At 48.6% G+C, this 22,923-nt stretch carries 24 protein-coding genes; 13 read left to right on the top strand and 11 right to left on the bottom strand.

The features are described 5' to 3' along the window. Positions 1 to 47 precede the first annotated feature (47 nt). Positions 48 to 770 (top strand): SIMPL domain-containing protein, encoded by a 723-nt coding sequence (locus ACO0LF_RS21200; protein WP_423017615.1) that lies wholly within the window; start codon positions 48 to 50, stop codon positions 768 to 770. 98 nt (positions 771 to 868) lie between these two features. Here the strand turns inward: ACO0LF_RS21200 and ACO0LF_RS21195 are convergent, their stop codons facing one another. The 6 genes from ACO0LF_RS21195 to ACO0LF_RS21170 form a co-directional block, all read right to left on the bottom strand. Continuing rightward, complete coding sequence (locus ACO0LF_RS21195; RefSeq protein WP_423017612.1) at positions 869 to 2,128, bottom strand: acyl-CoA dehydrogenase family protein; 1,260 nt, start codon at positions 2,126 to 2,128, stop codon at positions 869 to 871. A 70-nt stretch (positions 2,129 to 2,198) separates the two neighbouring features. Beyond that, positions 2,199 to 3,266 (bottom strand): phosphotransferase, encoded by a 1,068-nt coding sequence (locus ACO0LF_RS21190; RefSeq protein ID WP_423017610.1) that lies wholly within the window; start codon positions 3,264 to 3,266, stop codon positions 2,199 to 2,201. A 222-nt stretch (positions 3,267 to 3,488) separates the two neighbouring features. Then, positions 3,489 to 5,327, bottom strand: coding sequence for a hypothetical protein (locus ACO0LF_RS21185; protein ID WP_423017608.1), 1,839 nt, complete (start codon positions 5,325 to 5,327; stop codon positions 3,489 to 3,491). Positions 5,328 to 5,330: 3 nt separating this feature from the next. After that, complete coding sequence (locus ACO0LF_RS21180) at positions 5,331 to 6,083, bottom strand: SDR family NAD(P)-dependent oxidoreductase (RefSeq protein WP_423017606.1); 753 nt, start codon at positions 6,081 to 6,083, stop codon at positions 5,331 to 5,333. Position 6,084: 1 nt separating this feature from the next. Further along, the gene (locus tag ACO0LF_RS21175) at positions 6,085 to 7,386 is read right to left on the bottom strand and encodes an FAD-binding protein (RefSeq protein ID WP_423017604.1); all 1,302 of its coding nucleotides are present in this window, start codon (positions 7,384 to 7,386) and stop codon (positions 6,085 to 6,087) included. Then, the gene (locus ACO0LF_RS21170; protein WP_423017602.1) at positions 7,383 to 7,784 is read right to left on the bottom strand and encodes a GtrA family protein; all 402 of its coding nucleotides are present in this window, start codon (positions 7,782 to 7,784) and stop codon (positions 7,383 to 7,385) included. The genes ACO0LF_RS21175 and ACO0LF_RS21170 overlap by 4 nt, the downstream gene beginning before the upstream one ends. A gap of 38 nt (positions 7,785 to 7,822) precedes the next feature. Here ACO0LF_RS21170 and ACO0LF_RS21165 point away from each other — a divergent pair, with 38 nt between their 5' ends. Further along, positions 7,823 to 8,707, top strand: coding sequence for a decaprenyl-phosphate phosphoribosyltransferase (locus ACO0LF_RS21165; protein ID WP_423017600.1), 885 nt, complete (start codon positions 7,823 to 7,825; stop codon positions 8,705 to 8,707). Between the two features lie 2 nt (positions 8,708 to 8,709). Further along, positions 8,710 to 9,129, top strand: a complete 420-nt coding sequence (locus tag ACO0LF_RS21160) for a divergent PAP2 family protein (protein WP_423017598.1) — start codon at positions 8,710 to 8,712, stop codon at positions 9,127 to 9,129. Between the two features lie 28 nt (positions 9,130 to 9,157). Here ACO0LF_RS21160 and serB read toward each other — a convergent pair whose 3' ends face one another. Both serB and mfd read right to left on the bottom strand, forming a co-directional pair. Then, on the bottom strand, positions 9,158 to 10,006 hold the full coding sequence (gene serB / locus ACO0LF_RS21155) for a phosphoserine phosphatase SerB (RefSeq protein WP_423017596.1): 849 nt from the start codon (positions 10,004 to 10,006) through the stop codon (positions 9,158 to 9,160). Positions 10,007 to 10,043: 37 nt separating this feature from the next. Then, positions 10,044 to 13,475: a transcription-repair coupling factor gene (gene mfd, locus ACO0LF_RS21150; protein ID WP_423017594.1), complete on the bottom strand. Its 3,432-nt coding sequence runs from the start codon at positions 13,473 to 13,475 to the stop codon at positions 10,044 to 10,046. Positions 13,476 to 13,601: 126 nt separating this feature from the next. Between mfd and ispD the strand changes: the two genes are divergently transcribed. From ispD to ACO0LF_RS21110, 8 genes are all read left to right on the top strand, one after another. Continuing rightward, on the top strand, positions 13,602 to 14,330 hold the full coding sequence (gene ispD, locus ACO0LF_RS21145) for a 2-C-methyl-D-erythritol 4-phosphate cytidylyltransferase (protein ID WP_423017592.1): 729 nt from the start codon (positions 13,602 to 13,604) through the stop codon (positions 14,328 to 14,330). A gap of 22 nt (positions 14,331 to 14,352) precedes the next feature. Beyond that, the gene (gene ispF, locus ACO0LF_RS21140) at positions 14,353 to 14,844 is read left to right on the top strand and encodes a 2-C-methyl-D-erythritol 2,4-cyclodiphosphate synthase (RefSeq protein WP_423017590.1); all 492 of its coding nucleotides are present in this window, start codon (positions 14,353 to 14,355) and stop codon (positions 14,842 to 14,844) included. A gap of 57 nt (positions 14,845 to 14,901) precedes the next feature. Next, positions 14,902 to 15,174, top strand: coding sequence for a DUF4404 family protein (locus tag ACO0LF_RS21135; protein WP_423017588.1), 273 nt, complete (start codon positions 14,902 to 14,904; stop codon positions 15,172 to 15,174). 309 nt (positions 15,175 to 15,483) lie between these two features. Next, positions 15,484 to 15,963 (top strand): FKBP-type peptidyl-prolyl cis-trans isomerase, encoded by a 480-nt coding sequence (locus ACO0LF_RS21130; RefSeq protein WP_110253571.1) that lies wholly within the window; start codon positions 15,484 to 15,486, stop codon positions 15,961 to 15,963. Between the two features lie 128 nt (positions 15,964 to 16,091). Next, entirely contained in the window at positions 16,092 to 16,370 is a 279-nt protein-coding gene (locus ACO0LF_RS21125; RefSeq protein ID WP_110253570.1) for a DnaJ domain-containing protein, read from the top strand. Then, entirely contained in the window at positions 16,367 to 16,969 is a 603-nt protein-coding gene (locus ACO0LF_RS21120) for a hypothetical protein (protein ID WP_423017585.1), read from the top strand. Before ACO0LF_RS21125 ends, ACO0LF_RS21120 begins: the two co-directional genes overlap by 4 nt. Before the next feature lie 9 nt (positions 16,970 to 16,978). Beyond that, positions 16,979 to 17,749 carry a hypothetical protein gene (locus tag ACO0LF_RS21115; RefSeq protein WP_423004422.1) on the top strand — a complete coding sequence of 257 codons (771 nt, stop codon included), beginning with the start codon at positions 16,979 to 16,981 and terminating at the stop codon, positions 17,747 to 17,749. A gap of 85 nt (positions 17,750 to 17,834) precedes the next feature. After that, on the top strand, positions 17,835 to 19,058 hold the full coding sequence (locus ACO0LF_RS21110; protein WP_423017583.1) for a hypothetical protein: 1,224 nt from the start codon (positions 17,835 to 17,837) through the stop codon (positions 19,056 to 19,058). 46 nt (positions 19,059 to 19,104) lie between these two features. Here the strand turns inward: ACO0LF_RS21110 and ACO0LF_RS21105 are convergent, their stop codons facing one another. From ACO0LF_RS21105 to ACO0LF_RS21095, 3 genes are all read right to left on the bottom strand, one after another. Then, complete coding sequence (locus tag ACO0LF_RS21105; protein WP_423017581.1) at positions 19,105 to 20,265, bottom strand: iron-containing alcohol dehydrogenase; 1,161 nt, start codon at positions 20,263 to 20,265, stop codon at positions 19,105 to 19,107. A 64-nt stretch (positions 20,266 to 20,329) separates the two neighbouring features. After that, positions 20,330 to 21,082, bottom strand: a complete 753-nt coding sequence (locus ACO0LF_RS21100) for an SAM-dependent methyltransferase (RefSeq protein ID WP_423017579.1) — start codon at positions 21,080 to 21,082, stop codon at positions 20,330 to 20,332. Between the two features lie 41 nt (positions 21,083 to 21,123). Then, positions 21,124 to 21,735: a Maf-like protein gene (locus ACO0LF_RS21095; protein WP_423017577.1), complete on the bottom strand. Its 612-nt coding sequence runs from the start codon at positions 21,733 to 21,735 to the stop codon at positions 21,124 to 21,126. A 116-nt stretch (positions 21,736 to 21,851) separates the two neighbouring features. On the opposite strand from ACO0LF_RS21095, the gene ACO0LF_RS21090 reads away from it, so the two are divergent. Both ACO0LF_RS21090 and rpmF read left to right on the top strand, forming a co-directional pair. Beyond that, a complete protein-coding gene (locus ACO0LF_RS21090; protein ID WP_423017575.1) occupies positions 21,852 to 22,364 on the top strand; it encodes a YceD family protein in 513 nt (170 codons plus the stop codon). Between the two features lie 137 nt (positions 22,365 to 22,501). After that, the gene (gene rpmF / locus ACO0LF_RS21085; protein ID WP_008449924.1) at positions 22,502 to 22,684 is read left to right on the top strand and encodes a 50S ribosomal protein L32; all 183 of its coding nucleotides are present in this window, start codon (positions 22,502 to 22,504) and stop codon (positions 22,682 to 22,684) included. The last annotated feature ends 239 nt before the right edge of the window (positions 22,685 to 22,923 follow it).

Here is a 22,923-nt window from a genome sequence, read left to right as displayed (position 1 = left end):
CGCCCGTTTTTAATCCTGGGCATGATGTCCATAAAAAATAAGAAACCATGATGCGTCATTGTTTGCTGATGTTGATTTTCGCTCTCATTCCCATGTACGGAGAAGCAGGGACCTTGCCTGCCTATCCTTTTATTCATGTCAATGGTAGTGCTAGCATTGTTTTGCCAACCAACATGGCTGAGCTGGATTTTGAATTGACTGCGCTGACGTCGAATGCGGATGAATCACTGGCATTACTGAATACGCAATCAGAGCTGGTACTTGCATTTTTACTCGATCATAAAATTGCAGGCACTGACATTGCTGCCCACGATACCAAAAAGATGGTCAGTGGGGATGAAATGGCTAATTCAAATATGAGTTTGCAGCGCTATCGTCTGATCAGAGCTTTTCACGTGTATGTGAAAAATTTTGATGACTGGAATGTCTTGACGCAATTCTTGCTTTCCAGGCCTGGCCTGGGCAATTTCTCTATGCGCTTTGGGCGCACGGATTATGCACAAATTGAAACCGATCTGACATTCAAAGCGGCTGAAAATGCCAGAGACAGGGCAAAGGAATTAGCGGCCGGTTTCTCTGTCAAACTGCTAGGGCCAACGGCAGTGTCGGAACAGGCTTTGAGCCGGGTGGAAAGCGAGCTCGGGCTAGATGGGGCTAAAATCGTTCAAACGAATGCGACTGCCAGTGATAAGCCTACCATGAGTGATTTGTCTTTACCTGGCGTATTGATGTACAAAAAAACCGTCAATGTGATTTTTCGCACCAGGTAATACTGAAGGCAAGTAAAGGTGCAAGTAGAGTACCGGTAAGCGTACACAAATCATGAAGTCATTGATTTGTGCACGGTTTTCACACTGGTCTTGTTTGTTCAAGAGCGGGTAATCGGCAAACCCAAATCCTCCGTCAGACTGATGTGCTTGGCCAGTTCCAGTTTTGCGATCGCGTTTCTATGCACTTCGTCCGGGCCATCTGCCAGGCGCAGGGTGCGATTGCCAGCCCATTGCGCCGCCAGCGGAAAATCGCCAGAAACACCACCAGCACCATGGGCTTGTATGGCCCAATCCAATACTTGCTGGGTGACGTTGGGTGCCAAGACCTTGATCATGGCAATTTCTGCCTGCGCATGTTTGTTGCCTACGGTGTCCATCATATAGGCAGCCTTTAGCGTGAGCAGACGCGCAGTATCGATTTGTATGCGTGATTCGGCAATGCGTTCACGCCAGATGCTTTGCTCTGAGATTTTTTTGCCAAAGGCAGTGCGGCTATTGAGACGTTTGCACATCAATTCCAGTGCACGTTCTGCCACACCTATGGCGCGCATGCAGTGATGGATGCGCCCAGGGCCAAGACGGCCCTGGGCAATTTCAAAACCTCGGCCCTCACCTAAAAGAATATTCGACGATGGGACACGTACGTTCTCAAACAGAATTTCGCAATGACCATGTGGCGCATCGTCATAACCAAAGACAGGAAGAGGGCGGACCACGGTGATGCCAGGGGTTTTGGCATCCACCAGTATCATCGATTGTTGCGAGTGGCGGGCGGCATTGAAATCAGTCTTGCCCATCAGGATGTATACAGCACAACGCGGATCACCAGCGCCAGATATCCACCACTTATGACCATTGATGACATAGTCATCACCATCGCGGTCTATACGGGTTTCTATATTGGTGGCATCTGATGAGGCGACTCCAGGTTCTGTCATGGCAAAAGCAGAACGGATTTCACCGCGTAAGAGTGGTTCCAGCCATTGCTTCTTGTGTTCCTCTCTACCATAACGTTCTATGGTTTCCATATTGCCGGTGTCTGGCGCAGAACAGTTGAATACTTCCGGCGCCCAGCTCACCCGCCCCATGATTTCGCATAGCGGGGCGTAATCCAGATTCGACAAGCCTTCTGGTGCACGTACTGATTTTGGCAAGAATAAATTCCACAAACCTTGTGCGCGTGCTTTGGGCTTTAAGTCTTCAATGATTTGGGTGGCGATCCAGCGATTGCCTTTTTCCAGACCATTGCGGTCGATTTCTTCCTTATAGGCTTTTTCATTTGGGTAGATGTGCTCATCCATGAAACGCAAAAGTCGGCCTTGCAAGTCTTTGCAGCGATTTGAGTATTCGAATTCCATATTGTCTCCAATGAGTTTGTTTGTTTTGCGCTACTTTGGAACTGCAAGAATTTGCTACCTGCGTCGACGATTACTTCTGAGCATAACTCCAACCCAGTTCTGCCATGGGGCGTGCGGCTTCACCAGATTTCTTGGCTTGTGCGCTGGATGCAGTGCCATCAACATAACGCTTCATGATGCCTTGCAAAATCCCCGCCATACGGAACAGGTTGTAAGCGAGGTAGAAATTGAAATCTTCAGGACGTATGGTTTTACCAGTACGCTCACAATACTTGGCAATATATTCCTGCTCACCGGGTATGCCCAGGGCCTGGTGATCGAGGCCGGCAATGCCACGGAACTGGCCAGGGGTGACGTGCCAGCTCATGCAGTGATAGGAAAAATCAGCCAGAGGATGACCGAGAGTGGATAGCTCCCAATCCAGTATCGCCATGATGCGCGGCTCAGTGGGGTGGAACATCATATTGTCGAGGCGGTAGTCCCCATGCACGATACTGGTGTCGTCACCAGGTGGGATATTGTGCGGCAACCATTCAATAAGATTATCCATAGCCTCTATTTTTTCAGTTTCGGAGGCACGATACTGTTTGGTCCAGCGGTCTATCTGCCTGGCAAAATAATTGCCGGGCTTGCCGTAGTCTGCCAGGCCGATGGCAGCATAATCGATAGTGTGCAATTGGGCGATGACGCGGCTCATTTCGTCATAGATTTCGCCGCGCTGAGCTGGTGTCATACCAGGCAGGGATTGATCCCACAACACACGACCATCGACAAATTCCATGATGTAAAAGGCGCGGCCTATGACATCCTCATCGGTACAAAGGGCATATTGACGTGCAGCGGGGAAGCCTGCCTTGTTCAAGGCATTCATAACCTTGAATTCACGTTCTATGGCGTGGGCCGAAGGCAAGAGTTTTGCGACCGGGCCAGGTTTGGCACGCAGGACATAGCGTTGCTGACCTGCACTGAGTTTGAAAGTGGGATTTGACTGGCCCCCTTTGAATTGCTCAACTACCAGCTTGTCTGCCAATGATGCGTCAAACCCCTCAACATGCTGACGCATGTAGTCTGCCAGTGCCGCTACATCAAATTTTTGACGCTCGGCCACTGGCATGGTGCCCATGAATTCTTCAAACATCCCTGTCTCCCCATCGTTTAGGTTTTAGTATCATCTTACCCTTGGCATGGATGAATATGCCTGCTCGCTTAAAACAATTCTAACTCAAATAATAGAACGTTCGTACTATTATTTATGAGGCGCTATACCTGCCATGTCAAAGCACGCATTTTGCGCAATACGGAGTGGGATTTAAGGAAGGGCTTGCCACGACGAAATTGCTATCCTGGCAAGCATTTAAATTCAAATTCTTCGCAAATGTATGGTTTGAATTTTCAGATTTGATATGCCGTCCCACTGATTCCTGAATTCATAAGTATGCGGACGCCAGAACTTGCTAGTGAATTCCAGTTTCAATTCCTTGATATTGCCCTCTGTCCCATACAAAGGAACCAATGAATTTTGCTTGCCAGTTGTTGCATCGTACACATCGAGCCATCCTACGGATTGCTTCGCTGTACCTGGACTGCTGTATTGAATGACGATCTCATATTCACCTTTGCCCAGGTTCAAGAACGGGCCATAAGTCAGAAAACCTGGATGATCAATTCCTTGCTCTGCGTAGCGTTCTGTACCTGCCACTCTGCCAGAATCAGATGGCAAGTCATTTGCGTGGTACAGGATCTCATTTTTAGGGTAATTGTTAAAGACTCCGCCAACTGCAATGCTGGCACTAAAAATGATGCTTGCATACATTGATATGGCAAGTAGTTTTCTTTTCTGTAAAAAACCCATCATAAAAAGGACGGTGATTATGCTTAGCCAGACATAATTGGGTGTGTAACTAAATGCCCACTTCGAGTCATATAGCATGGGCAGCCAGGATTTAATCGGCAAATAGTAGATTGAATAACTATCAAACCAGGTATCGACTGCTTTGTTATAAGAGTTAATGCACCGTGCCGCATAAAAATAAAAGAAACTTAACTGCAGCAGCATCGATAGCCCGACGACTATTCGAAATAATTTCTCTTTCACTTCTGCAAATCTGATCAAGCCATAAATCGTCGGAACGACAAACACTATTGTGGCGGCCCAGGCAAATCTACCGGAAAAACTCCATCCTCCATACCAGTTTGGGTGTAGTGCATTGGGAACTATCAAGGACAGGAAAACCAGACCCCAAAGGACAGCAAATTGGCGATTGAATCGGTACAGCCAGGCGATAGCAAGTATGCCGATCAAATTGAGAGGATTTTGTAGTAAAAAACCTTGATTCTGGTCAAAGTGGAGGCCGAATAAGACCATCAGACTGGTTTTGCTGATCTCCAGTGCACCGGATTGGTAAGGTCCAGATATTTTTCCAAAAGCATAGTAATTGTAGGTCGCCAGCAAAATACAAGAGACTCCGGCGACGAACATTAGCCTCAAAATCCTGGGGACGTCTTTGGATTCAAGATAGATTTTACTTGCTATTGCAATTACCAATAACATGCAGCTTGCTGCAAATTTCACCTGTAGCCACGGCAAGAATACGATGGCAATTGCCAGTAGCAATTCATGAATGCTGGAGCGTTTTTGCTGGCTTGTGATAAACCAGTAAAGGCCAGTCAGGGAGATCAGGCCAGCCATCATATCTGGATATACCTGACTGGATCCAGAAATAAAAGGCATCGCTATCCCAACAGCGAAGACCGTCCAGAATCTATGTTTTTCGTTTTTAGAGAACAGACCGCTGAACTTCCATCCCAGGATGATGATGATTGCACTGCTAAAAATCATGAACAGCTTGGCGCCTAACGTCCCTCCAAGTAGAAATGGGATGCCTAACAATATAGGAAGCCCGATATTATGAGCATTAAATATGCCGTTCGGACCCGACACTGTATGGGAGTTGGCGGGTGTCAGCTCAGAGCCTGCCGGAGCCAGGCCATACCTGAATATTTTCTTGCTTGCGAATTCTTCTTTGTATATTTCTGTTTGTTCCAGAGCGCCGTACTTCACAAGTCCATTGGCCATGACCAGGTAATGTGGCTCATCACCAGTAACATAATTGGCATCCTTTCTTTCCCAATTCATGAAGGTCAGCAAGGAGAGCAGTAAATAAACGAAGAGAATTTTTGCTAATGGGGATACTCTCATTGCTTATATATCCATCTTGTTAAATATGAATCTGGGCAAATGGCGAATGACCATCATGATGAGCATCCATTTGCCAGGGGCATAGATAAGAGGCTTCCCTGATTCGATGGCTTTTACTATCTGTCTCGCTACATCTTCAACCGATGCCAGCTTCGCGCCCTGGCTCTTCAAGTGACTGGTCATCGGGGTGTCAGTTGGACCTGGTTTGATCAAGGTCACTTTTACTGCAGTACCAGCGAGACGATGCTGCAGTCCCTGTACATAACGAGTCACCAGGCCTTTTGCTGCGCCATACACATAGTTGGATTTTCTGCCTTTATCGCCGGCGACAGAACCTATCACTCCAATATTTCCATGTTGTGCTTGTAGCATATGTTTTACAAATGCTTCTGCATACAAGACTGGTGAAATACCATTGATTTCCAGTGCCTCTTTGCAGGCATGCAAATTGTTTTGACAATCGGCTTGCTCTGGCAGTGAGCCATGCGCTATCAAGACGATGTCCACCGTTCCCTTGATTACAATGCCATCCACTAGGGATTGAATGGCAGCGGGATCGATAAAATCTGCTTCTACTATGTCAAAGTCTGACTCAGGGCTACGCACTTTCAGGTCATCTGCTACACGCTGTATGCGGGCGGCATTGCGTCCTATTAATGTAAGGTGTGCGGCTTGTGTCTGCAGCCATATTCTGGCGCAATGCTCGGCCATGGCGGAGCTTGCCCCTACAATGACGATTCTTTTTTTGCTATTCAATTCAGCTTCCCATCAAACGGCGTGAAAGCCCGGAACTGATGCCAGGATCACGGTATTTTAAAAATTCATGCAGACGTGGATAGCCTGCCTCGAAAAGTTCACGCGGCATGCGTGCATCTTTGGCCGGATAAATTCGACCACCTGCTTCACGGACGATAGCATCCAGTCTTTCAAATAATTGATGCGTTCGTTCTCCGTGATTGGGGAAATCCAGCGCCAGGGTCACGCCTGCTTGCGCAAAGCTCAGCATGCCCACAGCCTGGCGGTTACCAAAGGTTTTTAGTACGGCGAGAAAAGAGCCATCACCAGAACGGGCAATTTCTTTTAGCATGTCCTGAATAGCTGCTTGGCCAACGTCGCGGGGTACTACACTTTGATACTGGAAGAAGCCTTTGGGCCCATACATACGGTTCCATTCCAGCAGATTGTCCAGTGGATAAAAGAATGACTGATAATGAGCCAAGCCCTTACCTGCTTGCCAGTTTTTTAGATAGTAATAGGCAAAATTAAAAGGTCGTAGTGACAGACGATTTACCAGGGAGAACGGGGGGGGGAATGGCATGCTACGTTTGCCACCCTTGGGTTCAGGGCGTATCACGCTTGCCCCCGGATTGGCGCGCATGAATATTCCCCGACTGGCAGCACCGGACATGCAATCCACCCAGGAAACAGTATGTTCCCAATTTGCCTCAGACTCATCCGCAAGATGAAAGAATTCTTCCAGACTATTGTAGGGGATAGTTTCAGTATCTAACCACGGGCCAATTACCGGACGTAACTGTAACTCTGCTTCGATGATCAGACCTGTCAGGCCCAGACCTCCTACTGTGGCTGCAAACCAGTCGGATTTTTCTGTCGGGCTACAAACGATGATTTCTCCATCCGTGCGCAGCAACTTGATGCGTCTGACATGATCGCCAAAAGTACCAAGCATGTGATGATTCTTGCCGTGCACGTCATTGGCGATGGCACCACCAACCGTCACCATTTGGGTTCCAGGGCTAACTGGCAAGATCCAGCCACGCGGTATCATTAACTGTTGTATGTCTCTGAGTTGTACACCCGCTTCGCAAGTCAGGCAGCCAGAAGCCTCATCAAAATGGATGAGGTGATCCAAACCTGTGGTGAGCCAAAGCGAGCCACCAGGATTAAGACAGGCGTCACCATAGCTGCGCCCCATCCCATGAGCCAGGCCAGGGAATTGGGAGTGGCAGATCAAATCCCTGGTTTTATCGGGATCATTGAGACTCAGCAAATGATGGGTATCTGCACTAAGACGTCCCCAGGAGCTGACCTGTGTCATGCAGGCTCCGTGCGAAAAACATAGCGTTTGTCCAGTTTGTATTTACACAGATAGCCTATTGCCAGGCCGAGGGCGCCCCCTACATAGCGCATTTCCTTGGTCTTGAAAAAAAAGTCAAAACCAAACTCAAATCCCCAAAAAACTACTGTTGTGATCACGCCCATTAGCGTGTAAAGGACAAAGGTCTTGCCGTCATGGGCTGCACTGTCGGCGCGAAAGCGAAAAATATACCGTTTATCTAGAACGTATTTGACGACCAAACCAGCACCTGTGCCAATGATGAGAGAGGCAAGGATAGCAAACATGCCATTGTAATGACGTATAACAATATCTTGTGTCGCGATGTTTACTATCGTCGCAATTAATGCGAAAATTGAGTACATTATTGTCAAGTTCATGAGGGAAACATTACCATGAATTTAAGTAGGATAAATTCATGCATGATAACTTAATAACTCACACGACACCAGTACGCTTGCTGGGCTTGCTCAAGTTGATGCGGCCCAGGCAATGGATCAAAAATGGTTTCGTCCTTGCGCCACTGATGTTTTCTGGCGAATTTTTGAATGTCGCTGCAGTGGGGCATGCCTTGTTTGCGATGCTGCTTTTTTGCCTTGGTTCTTCTGCGACCTATATCATCAACGATATACACGACATAGAGCAAGATCGCCTTCATCCAAAAAAATCCAGGACGCGGCCTCTCGCGGCAGGCACAGTCAGCATTCCCATGGCTTTGGTTTTGCTTGCGGTACTTTATGCAAGCGTCATATGGGGCTGGTTTATCGCGCCTAAGGTGGTGCTGGTTATTGCAGCTTACATGGTATTAAATGTCGCTTATACTTTTGTGTTGAAACATCAGCCAGTCGTGGATATTTTTACGATTGCCATTTGTTTTGTGTTGCGTGTGTATGCAGGTGCCGTGGCTTTGGCCGTTCCAGTATCGGCATGGATGTTTGTCACCACACTTTGTCTCGCTCTTTACCTGGCTGCAATAAAGCGCCGGCAAGAGTTAATGCAAAGCGGCACTGAAGGCCGCAAAGTGCTTAAAAAATACTCGGTGGCACTGATAGATAGATATGCTGAAATGTCTGCAATTTGTGCGCTGGTTTTTTATGGTATGTTTGTGATGTCGAGCAAACCCCAGTTGATTATCACTGTACCCCAGGTTTTGTTTGGTTTATTCCGTTATTGGTATGGCGTTGAAGAACTCGATGGTGGAGAGTCACCAACTGAGGCTTTACTAACAGATTGGCAGCTCTTATTAACCGTCGTATTGTGGGTGGCAGCCTGCATTTGGGCTTTGTGGCCAGCACAAGGATGAAGATGGATTTTTCGTATGCACTGACACCTTTCCTTGCCTGGCTGGTGGCTGGAATCATGAAGTTCACTATCAATAGCATCAAGGCCAGGCAGCTGGCCTTTGGTTTGATTGGCTATGGTGGTTTGCCAAGCAACCACAGTGCCATCGTTAGTAGCATGGCAGCACTGATCGCCTTGAAGGAAGGCATAGCTCACCCGGCTTTTGGCGTAGCGGTAACCGTGGCCTTTATCGTAGTGCTGGATGCCAATAGCCTGCGCCGCCAGGTCGGCAAACATGCTGAAGCTATCAATAAATTGGCAGCGGCCTCTACTGACCATCAGAAATTGCGTGAGCGTATGGGGCATACACGCACTGAAATCGCAGCTGGTATTCTGGTTGGCATTGCAGTTGCATTTGCTGTTCAGTGGGGTATTGGCCGTTAAGCAAATGCAAGCTTGGTTTGCCGTGGGTTTAAAGCAAGTTCAACACCCCATCCAGTCCGACAAAATTCAAAGCCACATCGGCTTGCGCACGCACTACAGGCTTGGCCCTGAAGGCGACTGAGAGGCCAGAGATCTTCATCATCTTCAAGTCATTCGCGCCGTCACCCATGACGATAGCCTGGCTGGTGGAAATACCCATCTCAGAACAGACGCGTTCCACGGTCCTTTGTTTTTCATCCGCATCAACGATGGTGCCTATGACTTTGCCAGTCAGTTTGCCATTCTGGATTTCAAGTACATTGGAGTGGGTGTAGTCCAGAGTCAGTCGCGACTTCATGCGGTCTGTGAAGAAAGTAAAACCACCGGATACCAGCAAAGTCTTGAGGCCAGCTTGCTGTATGGCCTTCAGCATCTGCTCTGCGCCCAATGACAGCTGCAGACGCTCGTCATACACGCGCTGCAGCGCACTGGCGTCCAGGCCTTTGAGCAGGGCGACGCGACGGATCAGGCTTTCCTGAAATTCCAGCTCACCACGCATGGCGGCCTCGGTAATTTCTGCCACTTGCGGTTTTAAGCCCTGCATGTCCGCGATTTCATCAATGCACTCTATGGTGATCAGCGTCGAATCCATGTCCATGGCCACCAGCTTGAAATCTGCCATGGCAAGTTGCTGGTCCAGTGCCGTGACATCCAGTTGGACAGTGAAGCAGCGTTCTCGTATTGCACTCAAGTTCTGCTCATCGCATTCTGCATCGTCGAGACGCACTGCCTGGGCGTTTAGCTGCACCAATTTTGCCCTGGTTTGGTTGGCGATATCCTCAATGAGTGCAGTGTTATTGCCGAGCGTGTCGTTCAGGCCTTGTATGGTCAAATGCATGGTGATCTCTTTTTATTCACTTATTTTATTCAATTAATTAGTGCAGTGCCTTGATGGTAGCCTTGATCTGGGCTACGCGGCTGGCCAGGTCGGGCATGGCGGCTGTGATGCGCAACTTGTCTTGACCATTGAGTTTGATGTGCTTGTTCTTTTGCACTAGCTCTATGATGCGCATGCCGTCTATTGGTGGCTTGGGTTCAAACTGCAAAGTCGCAGCTTCGCTATGCGCATCTATCTTGATGATGCCCAGGGGTTTGGCTGCGACGCGCAATCTATGCGTTTCCAGCAGTGATTTAACGGGTTCTGGCAATTTACCAAAGCGGTCTATCATTTCTTCCTGCATGTCATCAATACCATTGGCGCTATTGCAATTGGCGAGGCGCTTGTAGATGGACAGGCGTTCATGTACGTCACCACAGAATTCATTTGGCAGCAGAGCGGGGATGTGCAGGTTGATTTCTGTCGTAGTCGATAATGGTGCGGCCAGATCAGGTTCCTTGCCATTTTTCAGTGAGCGTACTGCCTCGCTAAGCATGTCGGAATACATCTGAAAACCTATCTCATGCATTTCGCCAGACTGATTATCGCCCAGCACTTCACCAGCACCACGAATTTCCAGATCATGCATGGCCAGGTAAAAGCCGCTGCCCAGCTCTTCCATTTGCTGGATGGCTTCCAGACGACGATTCGCCTGTTTGGTCAGGCTTTGTACATCATGCACCAGCAAATAGGCATAAGCCTGGTGATGAGAGCGACCGACGCGGCCACGCAATTGGTGCAATTGCGCCAGGCCGAATTTGTCTGCCCTATGCATGATGATGGTATTCGCGGTCGGTACGTCGATACCGGTTTCGATAATCGTGGTACACAGCAAAATATTATGGCGCTGGGCCACAAAGTCACGCATGACTTTTTCCAGGTCACGTTCATGCATCTGGCCATGTGCTACGACCACACGTGCTTCTGGTAGCAGGGCTTCCAGCATGGCCTTGCGGTTTTCTATGGTCTCGACTTCATTGTGCAGGAAATAAACCTGACCACCACGCTTCAATTCACGCAAGCAGGCTTCGCGGATGACAGAATCATCTTCGCCGCGTACAAAGGTTTTGATCGCCAGACGCTTTTGCGGCGCTGTCGCGATGATAGAAAAGTCACGTAAGCCTTCCAGTGCCATGCCAAGAGTACGTGGTATCGGTGTTGCTGTCAGCGTCAATACATCAACTTCTGCACGCAAGGCCTTCAGGGCTTCTTTTTGGCGTACACCAAAGCGGTGTTCTTCATCAATGATGACCAAACCAAGGCGTGAGAACTTGACATCGCCAGACAGCAGTTTGTGCGTGCCGATGACGATATCAACAGTGCCGTCGCCCATGCCCTTCATGGCGATGCTGATTTCCTTGCCGGAACGGAAGCGCGATAATTCGGCAATTTTCACTGGCCAGGCGGCAAAGCGATCAGCAAAGGTCTGGGCATGTTGTTCGGCCAGCAGGGTGGTAGGTGCCAGGATGGCGACTTGCTTGCCACCCATGACGGCTACAAAGGCGGCACGCAAGGCTACTTCTGTCTTACCAAAGCCAACGTCTCCGCAAATCAGCCTGTCCATGGGCTTGCCTGAGGTCATATCGCCAATGACAGCGGTAATAGCGGCTGCCTGGTCCGGTGTTTCATCAAAGCCAAAGCTGTCGGCAAAGGCTTCATAGTCGCGCGCAGAATATTCAAAGGCATGGCCCTGGCGCGCAGCGCGGCGGGCATACAGGTTCAGCAGTTCGGCGGCAGTATCGCGAATTTGCTGCGCAGCTTTCTTCTTGGCTTTTTCCCACTGGCCAGAACCCAGGCTGTGCAAGGGAGCATCATCTGGCGAAGCACCGGAATAGCGAGAAATGACATGCAGTTGCGATACTGGCACGTACAGCTTGGTGTCTTTGGCGTATTCCAGATGCAGGAATTCGGTCTCACCTTCGCCCAGGTCCATGCTGATCAGGCCCATGTAGCGGCCTATACCATGGTTGCTATGGACGACAGGATCACCAATTTTCAGTTCCGACAGGTCGCGCACCATGTGCTCAACCTGGGTGACTGCTTCCTGCTTTTTACGGCCTATGCGTTTGCCACTGCCGGCATAAAGCTCGGCTTCGGTAATGAAAGCCAGACCATCTGCCAGTACAAAGCCAGCATGCAGGGGGGCAACGCCCAGCATCAGCTTGGCGTCTGCCGTGGCAAAGTCGGTATAGCCTTCGCACAGGCTCAGGCGGATATCATATTCAGTGAAATACTGCTGCAAGGTTTCGCGTCGGCCCAGCGTCTCGGCACAGATCATCACGCGCTTGTCTGTTTGCAACAAGAAAGAACGCAAATTCGTCAGCGGATCATCAGCACGACGATTGACGGCGATATCTGGTAAAAAACTGGATACTTCTGAGGCAGCCGCGGTTTTGTCTGCGCTTGCGATAGTCCAGCGTGCCAGCGGTTTTAGCGCGGCAAAGAAGTCTTCGTCGCGTAAAAATACAGTTTCCGGTGCCAGCACCGGACGTTCGCGGTCAGACTTTAAAAACTGGTAGCGTGATCGTGTATCGTTCCAGAAGCGTCTGATCGCATCATCGATATCGCCTATCAATGCAAAATGCGGCGCTTCCGGCAGATAATCAAACAGGGTGGCGGTTTGCTCAAAGAACAGTGGCAGATAATATTCTATACCGGCTGAAGGTATGCCATTGCCTATGTCCTTATAGATGCTGGAACGCGAAGGATCACCCTCAAAGGTTTCACGCCAGCGGCTGCGGAAGGCTGCGCGCGCTGGTTCATCCATGGGGAATTCGCGCCCGGGCAGCAAGCGCACTTCAGGCACAGGGTAGAGTGAGCGCTGTGTATCGGCATCAAAGGTGCGTATGGTTTCTATGGTGTCGCCAAACAGATCCAGGCGGTAAGGCAGGGCCGAACCCATGGGGAACAAGTCTATCAAACCACCGCGCACAGAATATTCACCCGGCGACATGACCTGATTGACATGGCTATAACCTGCCAGTGTCAGCTGGGTTTTTAGCTTCACCTCATCAAGACGGTCACCTTTTTTGAAAAAGAAGGTGTAGGCTGCCAGAAAAGAGGGCGGGGCCATACGTAATAAGGCCGTAGTCGCCGGGGCAAGCAAGACATCGCAATTGCCATTCTGGATTTCATGCAGGCTGGCCAGGCGTTCAGAGACCAGGTCCTGATGCGGTGAAAAGGCGTCGTAAGGCAGGGTTTCCCAGTCTGGCAGTAAATGGCAGCGCAGTTCTGCATTAAACCAGGGGATTTCATCCAGCAGGCGCTGGGCATCTCCCGGGTTGGCGACAAAAATGGTTAGCATGCGCTTGTCAGCCTTGAGCGCCGTCGCTGCTTGCGCCAGGGCATAAGCATCGGAAGAACTATGCAAATTGGGGAGTGCCAGTTTATGGCCGGGTTTTGCTAAGGATTTGCTGAAATCAAATGACATTGCGGCTATACATGTGGGATGCCGTAAAAGCTGCTTACGGAACAAGATACGCGGTTAAAATGAGCGCCTAATTATAAACGAAGGGGCTCTTTCTTATCGGGGCAGCTTCAAGAGCTTGTGGCATTCATGGGAAAAAAATTGCAAGAACATCATTTTGACACTGAAAAGGTGGTAGCTGCGCCTCATTATGTTGCGCTGATCCCCGCAGCGGGTGTGGGTTCTCGTATGGGAGCCACGACGCCGAAACAATATATGTCAGTCGGTAGCAAATCAGTATTGCAGCACACTGTTGATGCCTTTCTCAAGTTTTCCAAAATACAGCACACTTATGTCGTCGTCAGCCCGGATGATGCTTATGTTGATGAATATCTACCAAAAGCAGAAAACCTGACAGTCTTGCGTTGTGGTGGTGCCAGTCGTAGAGATACTGTCAGAAATGGCTTGAGCAAAATAGCCGGGCAACTAACCGGTAAGGACTGGGTACTCGTACACGATGCAGCCAGGCCGGGTTTGACATCTGGTTTGCTACAACATTTAATTGATAGTGTCGCTGACGATGCAGTCGGCGGCTTGCTCGCCCTGCCAGTCGTGGATACCGTCAAGCGAGTAGAAAACGGCAAAGTACAAACCATACCTCGTGATGGCTTGTGGCTGGCACAAACCCCGCAAATGTTCCGTTATCAGTTATTGTGCGACGCCCTGGATGCGGCAGATCAGGTTACTGACGAAGCCAGCGCTATTGAAGCTGCTGGCCATGCCCCCATACTGGTTGAAGGACATGTTCGCAATATGAAGCTGACTTTGCCCAGCGACATGGCATTAATCGCCCAGTATTTGAATAGCCAGCAAGAATAAAGGAAGCTTGATGCAAAATAAGATGTTACCTTTCAGAATAGGTCAGGGTTATGACTGTCATGCATTGGTACCCGGTCGCAAACTGATTATTGGTGGGGTGACTATTCCGCATACCACTGGTTTGCTTGGGCATTCAGATGCGGATGTGTTATTGCATGCGATTACCGATGCGCTGTTTGGTTCAGTCGCCCTGGGTGATATAGGCAAGCATTTCCCAGATACCGACACCCGTTTTGCCGGTGCCGATTCGCGCGTGTTGTTGCGCGAAGCAGTCAAACGTATTCATGCTGCAGGTTATGAAGTGGGTAATCTGGATGCCACCATCATCGCCCAGGCTCCCAAGATGGCAGCGCATATTGTAAGCATGGTGGCAAATATTGCAGAAGATATGCAGGTCGATATCAATCAGGTCAATATCAAGGCAAAAACCAATGAGCGCCTTGGTTATCTGGGTAGGGAAGAGGGGATAGCTGCCGAAGCCGTGGTACTGGTTTTTCCTCGAGTCAGCAACTAAACTGCAAACTAAGCTAAGCTGCAAAAAGCTGAGTATGTTCCATCAAGGAGATATGATATGAAACAAGAACAATTGAAACATCTGCTAGGTCTCTTGCATCAAGAGTTGGCAAGCACGGAGGTTGTTGATGATGAATTGAAATCCTTGCTGGAGAAATTGAATGAGGATATTCAACATGTCCTGGCAACCACGCAAAATCATGATGATCCCGTATTCGCCGCGCTAAGTGAAAGGTCGCAGGCTCTGTCAGCAAAATTTGCCGCACAGCATCCCAAGCTGGAACCAGCTCTGCGTGAACTAGGTACTATGCTTGAAAAAATTGGAGTTTGAGAGGGTTCTATCAATCCAGCCTCACTTTTAAAACCGCCGCTGGCGGTTTTTTATTGCCTATTGGAAAATAAGATTGTGTTATAACCAAACTAAATTCCGGGCATCTATGAAGAATGAGGATTGCAAGCAAAAGAGATAAAAGAACAAAGGCAGCAAACTCCAAAAAATAGAGAGCAGCTCTGCTACAATACGCGGTTAGCCTATTGAAATGGGTGCTTGTAGGCTATATATGCCTAGGTATCAGGGCTTTTCATGGGCTTCTCATTTCAATCTTGTCGCAATAATGCGCAATTACTTTATTTATTTGTCATGCAAATCACACAAAATACCGCTGTCACTTTGAATTACACTATGTTCAGTGCTGAGGGCGAGGTCATAGACCAGAATCAGCAGCCTATCGTTTATTTGCATGGTGGGTATGATAATATTTTGCCAGCAGTGGAAGCCGCGCTGGATGGTAAAGCCGTTGGCGACAAAGTCTCTGTGACTTTGGCACCAGAAGAAGGTTTTGGCGAATTTGATCCAGAATTCGTGCGTGAAGAAGATATCAGCGCTTTCCCGCCGGATATCGAAGTTGGCATGATGTTTGAAACACGTGAGCCAGAAACTGGCGAAACCATGCAGTTCCGTGTTACTGCAATCGATGCAGGTGTGGTGACTGTGGATGGTAACCATCCCCTGGCTGGCATGACCATACGTTTCGATGCAGAAGTACTGGAAGTACGTGAAGCTACTGATGAAGAAGTTGTGCATGGTCACGTGCATGGCGAACACGGCCATCATCATTAATATGCATACACAGGAATAGCTGAATTCTGGCTTGTTCCTGCATAGGGGATCCATGCAGATGGCTCCCCCTGTTCTTCGCTGCTGATCTGCAGTGTCAATTCAAGTCCAAGTGCAAGCCAAAGGTGTGTATGAAAGACTATTATTTTATTCTCGGTATCGCCACTAATGCGAGTCTGGCAGACGTCAAGAAGGCGTTTCGTCAAAAGGCTGCAGAGTTTCATCCAGACAGAAATGATTCTGAACTGGCGCCGGAAAAATTCCATGCGGTCAAAGAAGCTTACGATATTTTGTCGGATGAAGCAGCACGTACTGCCTATGACGAAAATCGCCGGCGCAATTTGCTGGACTCTCCTATCGAGACAGCGACCGAAATCTGGAAAAATTATTTATCAGGAGTATTGCAGTGAAATTGTCGCGTTTTTTTGAAGATATTATTCCGCTCTATAAGGCTGAATTGGAGGATTTGAAATCCGATTCCGAGGGCAAAAACGTGCTCAAGGCCAGGTTGCGTGAAAAGGCGGAGCAATTGCCTATGTTGTTGCCTATGATGGCCAGTAATCCTGAAATGCTGGCAGTGGCTTTTCATGAGGGCTTCATCTTCATGAACCCGCTGACGATGGAATCATTGATTACCAAAGAAGCAGACAGATTCCCTTCCTGGAAAACTCTGTCGGCAGCAGTCAAGCTGGAACCATGGGCTGAGCCTTTGAGTCGCATCGTCCTGAAAGACCCGGATGGCGAAGCTTTCCTGGTGACGGCTGCGGCGCTCGAATATCTGAACCGTAGCAACACCACACGCAAGGCTGGTGCCAGCGATGCGGCTGGTGCTGACGAGGATGAAGATAAAGAAACCAATGAGGAAAATGAAGAATTGAAAGAACATGGCGATCTTGATGGCCAATATGGCAGGCATGGTCGCGATGATGGTGATGATGGTGATGATTATGATCTGGGCGAAGCCGGTGCAGATTGGTTGGCTGAGCAAGGTTTTGACCGCAAAGAATAAGGAGTACAGATGAATTATCCTGCATTAATCGAAGCCCAAAGCCTGGTCAAGGCGGGCGATATCGCCGGTGCTGAGCATGCACTGGCCAATCTGGCCGAAACCGAAGGCGACAAAGCACTGGTAGCCGCCCTGGATGAATTTCCCGCCAAGGATTTGCTTGCGATTATCCGTGAATACGACGCATCCAAAGAGTCTTTGGTGAACCTGCTGGTCACGCCTGAGCAATTTGCCCAGGCCGTGGTTTTGGAGCGTCGCTATGGCGACCAGACCCATGAGCAATTGCGTGGCATGGTCAATTCCGTCATTTTCCGTGAAGGTGCTGACCCTGCTGAATTTTTGTATGAAATCGCCGAAGTGGAGGGGGGCTATGATGCTCTCGTCGATTATCTGCTCGACAGGGCGCAAATGGTGGAGCATTTCTACCGCTATGCGACTTTCGACTTGTATGAATATGGTGACGATAACAAAACCCAGGCACGTGATGATGATTTGCTGAATCTGACACGCGACACCGAGAGCCTGGCATCGCCTTTGGATATGGCGAATCTGGAAGATCATGACTGGATGCAGGTGACTTACATCCTGCGCTATGAATTGCCAGAAATTTTCCGCGAAGTGTTGATGAAATTGCGCGCACGTTACAAAGCTTATCAAGCTAGCCTGGCGCAAGACGAATTGCTGGAAGGTGGCGAGGGCGTTGCTGAAGAAGAGCAGGAAGAACGTCCTAAAAACAATGATGATGGCGATGACAAGGATGATGACGAAGAGTCTGCCTTGTAATTGTTGATTTTTTTTGATGCGCGGGGCAGGCAGGAGTTTTTCTGTCTGCCTTTCATTTCTATAGACTGCCTCTATTCTGGTATTTATGCCTGAAAATACTTTTGAAATTGCCCTGCTTGATAATCGCCCCTACTTTGAATCGGCGTTGCGTTACGGTGTGCAAAAGGCAATTATCTCCACCACCAAGATTGCTGCGATTGAGGCAGAAGCCCCAAAAGGCATGGTGCAGATAGCGGATGCTTTTGGCAGTAAATATCTGCGCCCTGAAATTGAAGCTGCACGAAAACGTATTGTCAATCTCGCCAGCTTGTATCTGATCGAAACCACCAAAGGTGACCTTGAGCTGGCCGCCAAGTTGATACGCGATAATACCTTTTTGACTTTGTCACGCGGTGGTTCAGGCTTGCTGAAAGCCTTGTTTGCCATGCCCGAATACGCCTTGCTGGGTCATGAAGCCAAGGGCAAGGTAGAAGATTTTCTGGAAGCCTGGTCACTCAAGGAAAAGCCGATTGAGTACAGAAACACGCTAGAACACCGGCAAATGAATGCGCTGGAAATTGAGGCTGGCTACTGGTTTGGTGAAGAGCTGGGCCTGTCGGCCAGTTACCTCAAAGAAGAAGATGTGGAGGCTGTGTCGGTAGTCCGCACAGCCTTGTTGTTGCAAATGTTTGGCAAGCCTGAGGCAACATTACAAAATCAGGTGGAGTTTGCCAGCCTGATTGACGCTATCCGCGCATATACCGCGGCGAAGTTGAAAAAAGCATTGTCTGTCATTGATCTGGCGGATATCCCCGAGAAATTTCATGTCATTGTTGAGCGCGTACTGGGCGAAATCAAATCCCATGATCTGCCACAATTGCAAGATAAATCCGCATCTCTCGACAAGCTCGTGTATGAGCTCAAGGATCGCTATTACCTGCGCGACCATGAAGTCGAAGATACTTCGGAATACGATGCCCTGGTATCCAAGGAATGGACGAAACTGACCAAGGGTAAAACAGATATCGATTCACTCCTGACCCTGTTCGTCTGTATTGTTGGTGGTATAACACCTAAAACAACTTTACCAGAAAAGACCGCAAAAAGTCTGGTGAAAAAATTTCGTGATGAGGGTTTCAATTCAGGATTGGCAACAGACTGGATTAAAACCGCCGCACCGCATGAAAAGCAGGAAGGTTTATTGGAAGACTGGAATAATTTTGTGGAAGAAGCTGGTAATTATTTAATGGATGACTGGGATACCAATTACACAGGAGCCATGCGCTTTCTGGATGCGAATTGTCATATCCAGAAAACGGTAAAAAAATAAATCTGCGGCCATTCCATCCCGGGGGGAATAAATGGCCGCAATTTAATTACAAACTCAATTCCAATACCTGGCGACTGATATCCAGCGTCACGTCACGTTTTTCACCCAGGCTGACCATGCGATGGGTTTCCAGTGCTGACAGGATAGGTGCAATATCATTGCTACCAAGCTGGTAGTCGCTGAGTCGGGTTTTGACGCCCATTTGTTCAAAGTAATCTTGCATGCGGCTAATGGCTGTTTCTATGCGGCTGTCTTCATCACCTTCATGCAGGCCCCAGACACGTTCGGCAAATTGCAATAACTTTGCCCGTTTGCCTTCCTTGCGTACACGCAGCATGCTAGGCAGGACGATAGCCAGGGTTTGGGCGTGGTCGATGTTATGTAGGGCTGTCAGTTCATGACCTATCATATGCGTTGCCCAGTCTTGAGGCACGCCAGTCGAGATCAGACCATTCATGGCCATGGTGGCACACCACATGAGATTGGCGCGCACGTCATAATCTTCAGGGTTGGCCAGGGCTTTCGGGCCTTCTTCTATCAATGTCAGTAACAGGCCTTCAGCAAACCTGTCTTGTACTGGTGAATTTACCGGGTAGGTCAGATACTGTTCCATGACATGGACAAAGGCGTCAACGGCACCATTGCCTATCTGGCGTACTGGCAGGGTAAAAGTTTTGGTCGGGTCCAGCACCGAGAATTGTGGGAAGCAATGGCGGCTGGAAAAAGCCATTTTTGCCTTGATGGATTTGCGGGTGACGACGCCGCCATTATTCATTTCTGAACCTGTGGCTGGCAAGGTCAATACGCTGCCAAATGGCATGGCCTTGGTTACATTGCTACCACGCTTTTCCATGATGATCCAGGGATCATCGCCTTCAAACAAGGCTGCCGCTGCAATGAATTTGGTGCCATCAATGACAGAGCCGCCACCAACTGCAAGCAGAAAATCTATCTTGTTTTGCTTGATGAGTTCAACAGCATTCATCAGGGTTTCGTAGCTGGGATTTGGTTCTATGCCAGTGAATTCTGTCACTTGACGAGTGCCAAGTGCAGCAAGGACTTCCTCATAAACCCCATTTTGTTTGATACTGCCACCGCCGTAGAGCATCAGCACATGGGCTTCGGCTGGAATAACTTTGTTCAGGTCGGCTATGCGCCCTTTGCCAAAAAGAATTTGTGTAGGGTTGTAAAAATCAAAATTCAGCATATGCATTCCTCCAGAAAAAAGACATCTTAGCGCAAATATAAAAAATCGACCGGTCGTGCACTTTTCAATGACTTAAGAATAAGAAAACTGTCGGTTTTTTATGAAAATCAGGACCTTGCTGTTTGCTTAAACTGTTTTTCCACTCAGTAGCAGTTTTTGTTTGCAGTGATTCTGTCTCCAGGCTCAAATCTGTTGCTACGCATATCAGGGTCCCTGGATTGCAGTGATTGCTTAGTGCTTCCAGCATGGCTGCATTGCGATAAGGGGTTTCTATGAGTAATTGCGTTTGCTTTTCTTTTTTTGATCTCTCTTCGAGTTCTTTAATGCGTTTTGCCCTGAGCGCTGCATCAGTCGGCAAATAACCGTGAAACGCAAAGCTTTGCCCGTTCAGGCCACTGCCCATCAAGGCCAGCAACAGTGAAGAAGGGCCAACCAGTGGGCGCACCCTGATATTGCGCTGATGAGCGAGCCTGACCAGATTGGCACCCGGGTCGGCAACAGCAGGCACGCCAGCTTCAGATATCAAGCCTACGTCATGGCCTTGCAGCAGCGGTTGCAAAAGGCCTTCCAATGCTTGCGCAGGCGTGTTGATATTCAATTCACTGATCTGGATGTCCTGCATGGCTTTTTGCAGAGGGTGGGCCTGCGACAGGTATTTCAGATAAGCGCGTGTGGTCTTGGCATTTTCAGCGACAAAATGACTGAGCTCTGCCGTCATTTTTTGTACGGTATCAGGGATGATGCTGGCAAGCAAATTAACTTGCTGATCATCGTTCAGACCCAGGGTGTTGGGAATTAAGTAAAGCGTGCCTGTCATGGTTTTGATTTTTATTTTATGAAATGGATAAAACGATAAATTTAAAGATGGAAGAAACTTAGCCCGGTATTGCGTAACATGCTGGTCAGAGCAATAAGTGGCAGGCCGGTCAATGCGGTTGGATCATCACTTTGAATGCTGGCTATGATGGCGATGCCCAGGCCTTCATTCTTGGCACTGCCAGCACAATCATAAGGCTGTTCTATACGTAAATAGGCATCCAGTTCTACATCGCTTAAATCCCTGAACTTGACCATCGTGCAGATATCCTGAATTTGCACAGGGAAGGGGGCATGTTGACGATTGTCCAGAACGCATAAGGCAGTATGAAATGCCACTTCGCGCCCACGCATCAATTGCAGTTGCTGTAAAGCGGCTGCGTGATTGCCTGGCTTGCCAATTTGCAAGCCGTCCAGCGTTGCGACCTGGTCTGAGCCTATGATAATGGCTTCAGGCTGATCTTTTGCTATTGCCTCAGCCTTTTGTTGCGCCAGACGCAGGGCTGTTTGTTCGGGACTTTCGCCCGACCTAGGGCTTTCGTCAAGTTCGGGTGCTATACTTTCGAAATCGAATTGCAATCTTGCCAGTAATTCACGGCGGTAAACCGAACTCGATGCCAATATCAATCTGTTTGCTTGCTTATTTGTTTGCATTGTGAAAACATTTTCCGTGATTTTCATAGCTATGCTGTGAAAAAAACGCGTCAATTCTTTGACTAGTTAGGTGTAATCCTGTTATTATCGCAGGTTTTCTGGGTTCAAATAATCCTATGCAAGCATTTGTGATTGACGCTTTCACGTTCTCCCGGCTCGAAGAGCAGCGTTCGGGAAGCATTTTAGTCGCAGATTTGCCGCGTCTGTCAGAAGAAAGTGCAAGCACCGAAGGTGCGTTGGACTGGTCTCTGCGGGGTGGGAAAGACGAGCTGGGTCATCCGCAGTTGCAATTGTCTGTGAATGGTACGGTGCAGTTGATGTGTCAGCGCTGTTTGACACCGCTTGCATTTGATATTGACTCTGAATCCATATTGATACTCGCCAAAAACGAAGAAAATGCTGATGAAATTGAGGCATTGCTCGAAGATGACGAGGTCGATGTTGTAGTAGGTAGCAAAACATTCAATGTCATGGATTTGATAGAGGATGAGGCGCTACTGGCAATACCCCAATCGCCCAAACATGCAGTATGCCCGGATCTACCGTTGGCTTCAGCAGATACTACTGCAGCGATTGACGCGGAAGTCGGTAAGAAAGCTTCACCTTTTGCCGTGCTGAAGAAAAATTAATGGGCGTACCTAGTGGCATTATTCTGAAAAAACACTCAGGTCGAAGTATTGTTAGGGATTCTTGGTTGCTGATGTTCGCATTCTTCAACCAGGCGTGTTAAATTTTAGAAACATTTTTTGAAGTATTAGGAGTTATCATGGCAGTTCAGCAAAATAAAAAATCCCCATCCAAGCGTGGCATGCACCGTTCCCACGATTTCCTGGTTGCTCCACAACTGGGTATCGAGCCAACAACTGGTGAAACACATCTGCGTCACCACATCAGCCCTAACGGCTTTTACCGTGGTCGTAAAGTATTGAAAACCAAGAACGACGAGTAATCTCTGTTCCTGGTAAAAAAGCGGCGTGACGAGTCTTTGACTTGGCGCCGCTTTTTTGCGTTAACCTGCCCGTGTTTGCTTGTTGGATTTGTGAGTGTGGAGCTGAGTAGGGTTTTAATTCGTTTTTTTGATTGAATTGTGTCGGTGAGTCTTTGAATTTTTGAGATAATCCTGTTTTTGAAAAAATTAATTCGGGATGATGTCTGTTCCGGTTTGATACACTCATTGTTTCAGATTGA

The sequence above is a fragment of the Undibacterium sp. Di27W genome (assembly GCF_049340345.1).
Classification (GTDB): Bacteria; Pseudomonadota; Gammaproteobacteria; order Burkholderiales; family Burkholderiaceae_D; genus Undibacterium.
The sequence above is the reverse complement of the archived record's forward strand: the minus strand, read 5'-3'. Positions and strand labels throughout refer to the sequence as shown.

Coding starts and splice junctions, on each gene's coding strand:
- ACO0LF_RS21185 (WP_423017608.1), bottom strand. CDS start 5,327: ATGAGAGTATCCCCATTAGCAAAAATTCTCTTCGTTTATTTACTGCTC.
- serB (WP_423017596.1), bottom strand. CDS start 10,006: ATGCATTTGACCATACAAGGCCTGAACGACACGCTCGGCAATAACACT.
- ispF (WP_423017590.1), top strand. CDS start 14,353: ATGTTACCTTTCAGAATAGGTCAGGGTTATGACTGTCATGCATTGGTA.
- ACO0LF_RS21160 (WP_423017598.1), top strand. CDS start 8,710: ATGGATTTTTCGTATGCACTGACACCTTTCCTTGCCTGGCTGGTGGCT.
- ACO0LF_RS21125 (WP_110253570.1), top strand. CDS start 16,092: ATGAAAGACTATTATTTTATTCTCGGTATCGCCACTAATGCGAGTCTG.
- ACO0LF_RS21175 (WP_423017604.1), bottom strand. CDS start 7,386: ATGACACAGGTCAGCTCCTGGGGACGTCTTAGTGCAGATACCCATCAT.
- ACO0LF_RS21165 (WP_423017600.1), top strand. CDS start 7,823: ATGCATGATAACTTAATAACTCACACGACACCAGTACGCTTGCTGGGC.
- mfd (WP_423017594.1), bottom strand. CDS start 13,475: ATGTCATTTGATTTCAGCAAATCCTTAGCAAAACCCGGCCATAAACTG.
- ACO0LF_RS21115 (WP_423004422.1), top strand. CDS start 16,979: ATGAATTATCCTGCATTAATCGAAGCCCAAAGCCTGGTCAAGGCGGGC.
- ACO0LF_RS21130 (WP_110253571.1), top strand. CDS start 15,484: ATGCAAATCACACAAAATACCGCTGTCACTTTGAATTACACTATGTTC.
- ACO0LF_RS21090 (WP_423017575.1), top strand. CDS start 21,852: ATGCAAGCATTTGTGATTGACGCTTTCACGTTCTCCCGGCTCGAAGAG.
- ispD (WP_423017592.1), top strand. CDS start 13,602: ATGGGAAAAAAATTGCAAGAACATCATTTTGACACTGAAAAGGTGGTA.
- ACO0LF_RS21190 (WP_423017610.1), bottom strand. CDS start 3,266: ATGTTTGAAGAATTCATGGGCACCATGCCAGTGGCCGAGCGTCAAAAA.
- ACO0LF_RS21095 (WP_423017577.1), bottom strand. CDS start 21,735: ATGCAAACAAATAAGCAAGCAAACAGATTGATATTGGCATCGAGTTCG.
- ACO0LF_RS21105 (WP_423017581.1), bottom strand. CDS start 20,265: ATGCTGAATTTTGATTTTTACAACCCTACACAAATTCTTTTTGGCAAA.
- ACO0LF_RS21195 (WP_423017612.1), bottom strand. CDS start 2,128: ATGGAATTCGAATACTCAAATCGCTGCAAAGACTTGCAAGGCCGACTT.
- ACO0LF_RS21200 (WP_423017615.1), top strand. CDS start 48: ATGATGCGTCATTGTTTGCTGATGTTGATTTTCGCTCTCATTCCCATG.
- rpmF (WP_008449924.1), top strand. CDS start 22,502: ATGGCAGTTCAGCAAAATAAAAAATCCCCATCCAAGCGTGGCATGCAC.
- ACO0LF_RS21170 (WP_423017602.1), bottom strand. CDS start 7,784: ATGAACTTGACAATAATGTACTCAATTTTCGCATTAATTGCGACGATA.
- ACO0LF_RS21100 (WP_423017579.1), bottom strand. CDS start 21,082: ATGACAGGCACGCTTTACTTAATTCCCAACACCCTGGGTCTGAACGAT.
- ACO0LF_RS21135 (WP_423017588.1), top strand. CDS start 14,902: ATGAAACAAGAACAATTGAAACATCTGCTAGGTCTCTTGCATCAAGAG.
- ACO0LF_RS21110 (WP_423017583.1), top strand. CDS start 17,835: ATGCCTGAAAATACTTTTGAAATTGCCCTGCTTGATAATCGCCCCTAC.